The sequence below is a fragment of the Bradyrhizobium sp. STM 3809 genome (genome assembly GCF_000239795.1).
Taxonomy (GTDB): Bacteria; Pseudomonadota; Alphaproteobacteria; order Rhizobiales; family Xanthobacteraceae; genus Bradyrhizobium.
The window spans coordinates 1-2,832 of the sequence record NZ_CAFJ01000364.1 but is presented as its reverse complement, the minus strand read 5'-3'; the positions used below and the strand labels follow the sequence as shown (position 1 = coordinate 2,832).

Sequence of the window (2,832 nt, the reverse complement as noted above, 5' to 3'; positions counted from 1 at the left end):
CAGGCGATGCGGCTCGCCAGCGGTCTGGCTGGACTGCGCGGCGCGGCGATGAAGCTCGGCCAGATGCTGTCGCTGGATCCGGGGCTGGTGCTGCCGCCGGAGGCCGCAGCGCTGCTGGCGCAGCTGCAGGAGGCGGCGCCGCCGATGCCGCCGCCGCAGCTCGAGCGCGTGCTGGCGCGCGCATGGGGCCCCGGCTGGCGCGCGCGCTTCCAAAACTTCGAGATGCGGCCGTTCGCGGCGGCATCGATCGGCCAGGTGCATCGCGCCGTGTCGGCGGACGGTCAGCGCCTCGCCATCAAGGTGCAATATCCCGGCGTCCGCGCCAGCATCGACAGCGACGTCGACAACATCGCCACGCTGCTGCGTCTGCCCGGCCTGCTGCCGCGCCAGATGGACATCTCGCCGTTGTTGTCCGCAGCCAAGGCGCAGCTGCACGCGGAGGCGGATTATGCCGCGGAGGCCGCGCAGCTCAGCGCCTTCGGCGGCTTTCTCGCCGGCGATCCGCGCTTCGTGGTGCCGGCCCCCGTGCTGGAGTCGTCGACACCGGAAGTGCTGGCGATGGAGTTCGTCGACAGCCGGCCGATCGCCTCGCTGGCCACGGCCGCGCCGGCGCAGCGCGACGGCGCCATGACGGCGCTGATCGACCTGACCATGCGCGAACTGTTCGTGTTCGGCGCGATGCAGACCGATCCGAACCCCGGCAATTTCCGCGTCACGCCGGACGGCGGACGCATCGTGCTGCTGGATTTCGGCGCGGTCCGCCCGATCGCGCCGGCGCAGCAGGCGGCGTTCCGCGCGTTGCTGTCAGCCGGGCTCGATGCCGACCGCGCGGCGAGTCGCGCCGCCATGCAGACCATCGGCTATTTCGACGCCGCGACCGCGCCGCGCCACCGGGACGCGATCGTCGACATGTTCCTGCGGGCGATGGTGCCGCTGCGCCAGCGCCAGCCGTACGATTTCGCGCGCCAGGACCTGCTGGCGGAGCTGCGCGACCGCGGCCTCGCGCTCGGCCTCGACCGCGACCTCATGCATGTGCCGCCGGCGGACACGCTGTTCCTCCACCGCAAGATCGGCGGGCTGTATCTGCTGGCGACGCAGCTGCGCGCGCGCGTCAACTGCGCGGCCTGCGTCGCGCCGTACCGCGCATGAGTGCGGAGGCGCTCGTTGCGACCCGCGCGGCGGGGCTGGCGCAGCTGCAGGCGGTGCTGCCGCGGCTCGGCCGCGCCTATGCGGCGGGACGCAACCTTGATCATGGACCGGGCCGGCCGCAGGCCGTGTCGGGACTGTCCCCCTGGATCCGGCGGCGGCTCGTCACCGAGGAGGAGGTGGCGCGCGCCGCCGTGGCGGCGCATGGCGGCGCAGCGGACAAGTTCGTCGAGGAGGTGATCTGGCGCGGCTATTTCAAGGGCTGGCTGGAGCGGCGGCCGCAGGTCTGGTCGAACTATCTGCGCGGTCGCGACGCGGATCTCGAGCGGCTCGCTCGTGACGCCAAGCTGCAGGCGCGCGTGGCGGCGGCGGAGGCCGGGCGCACCGGGCTGGCCTGCTTCGACGCCTTCGCGCAGGAGCTCGTCGCCACCGGGACGCTGCACAACCATGCGCGGATGTGGTTCGCCTCGCTGTGGATCTTCACCCTCGGCCTGCCGTGGCGGCTCGGCGCGGATTTTTTCCTGCGGCATCTGCTCGACGGTGATCCCGCATCGAATACGCTGGGCTGGCGCTGGGTGGCCGGGCTGCACACACGCGGCAAGGTCTATGCGGCGACGGCGGCGAACATCGCGCAATACAGCGGCGGGCGCTTCGCGCCGCGGCCGGAGGACATTGTCACGCCGGCGCACGGGCTGGAGGCCGAGGAGCCGGGTGGCTGGCCGGCGCTGCAGCCGCTGCGCGCGCTCATCGCGCCCCAGCGCGACGTGCCGTCGCTATGGCTGATCACCGAGGAGGATTGCGGGCTGACCGGGTTGTTTCCTGACAGCTTCGCCTGGCGTGGCGCGGCGACGCTGTCGGCATCGCAGTTGCGCTCGCCGCGGCCGGTGGCATCGCGCGTCGCAACGTTCGAGGCGGCCGCGCTGCGCGATGCCGCGACGCGTACGGGGTTTCCGGCCACGGAGCTGACGGCGAACGACCCGGCGGCGCTGGTCGCCTGCGCGCGCGACGCCGGCGCCACGCAGATCGTCACCGCGGAAGTGCCGCAGGGGCCGCTGCGCGACTGGCTCACAGCAGCCGCGCCGGCGCTCGCGGCCGCAGGGATCACGCTCGCCGAATGGCGCCGGCCGTGGGACGCGACGCTGTGGCCGTTCGCGACGGCCGGGTTCTTCAAGGTGCGCGAGCGGATTCCGCGACTGCTGGCCGAGATGCGTGTCGCGTGAGGGCTGAGGCGACGTCGCGGGATGAGGCGCGGTCACGCGATCCGTCCTTGTGCTTTGGTGCCGGCGCCCACAGGCGACGCGCAGAGATCTGCAGGGCGGCGAGAGCCGCAAAGAGACTTAGAGGGACGGCGCCGTGCCGGACCGATGGAGACGTGCCATGACCTCCTCCGCCGGTGCGCCGCTTCACCCCATCGCCATCGTTGGTGCCGGCATGACGGGACTCGCCTGTGCGCGGCGGCTGGCGGCGGCGGGGCAGGCCGTGGTGCTGTTCGACAAGGGCCGCGCGCCGGGCGGGCGGCTGGCGACGCGTCGCGCGGAGAGCTTTCAGTTCGACCATGGCGCGCAATACGTCACCGCGCGCGACAGTGGCTTTGCGGCCGCGCTCGCCGATCTCGTCGCCGGTGGCGCGGCAGCGCCGTGGGAGACTGGCGCGGCCGGCGCATTCGTCGGCACACCCGGCATGTCG

At 73.1% G+C, this 2,832-nt stretch carries 3 protein-coding genes; all 3 read left to right on the top strand.

The annotated features are described in order from the left end of the window. Positions 1–1,149 (top strand): ABC1 kinase family protein (locus BRAS3809_RS19030; RefSeq protein ID WP_035656907.1); only part of this gene is annotated, 1,149 nt, incomplete at its 5' end. Next, on the top strand, positions 1,146–2,366 hold the full coding sequence (locus tag BRAS3809_RS19025) for an FAD-binding domain-containing protein (RefSeq protein WP_008963695.1): 1,221 nt from the start codon (positions 1,146–1,148) through the stop codon (positions 2,364–2,366). The genes BRAS3809_RS19030 and BRAS3809_RS19025, both read left to right, overlap by 4 nt. A gap of 157 nt (positions 2,367–2,523) precedes the next feature. Further along, the coding region (locus BRAS3809_RS19020; protein WP_035656905.1) for an FAD-dependent oxidoreductase at positions 2,524–2,832 on the top strand (309 nt) is incomplete at its 3' end.

Excerpts from the sequence above, each read along its gene's own strand:
- BRAS3809_RS19025 (WP_008963695.1), top strand. The coding sequence starts at position 1,146 with ATGAGTGCGGAGGCGCTCGTTGCGACCCGCGCGGCGGGGCTGGCGCAG.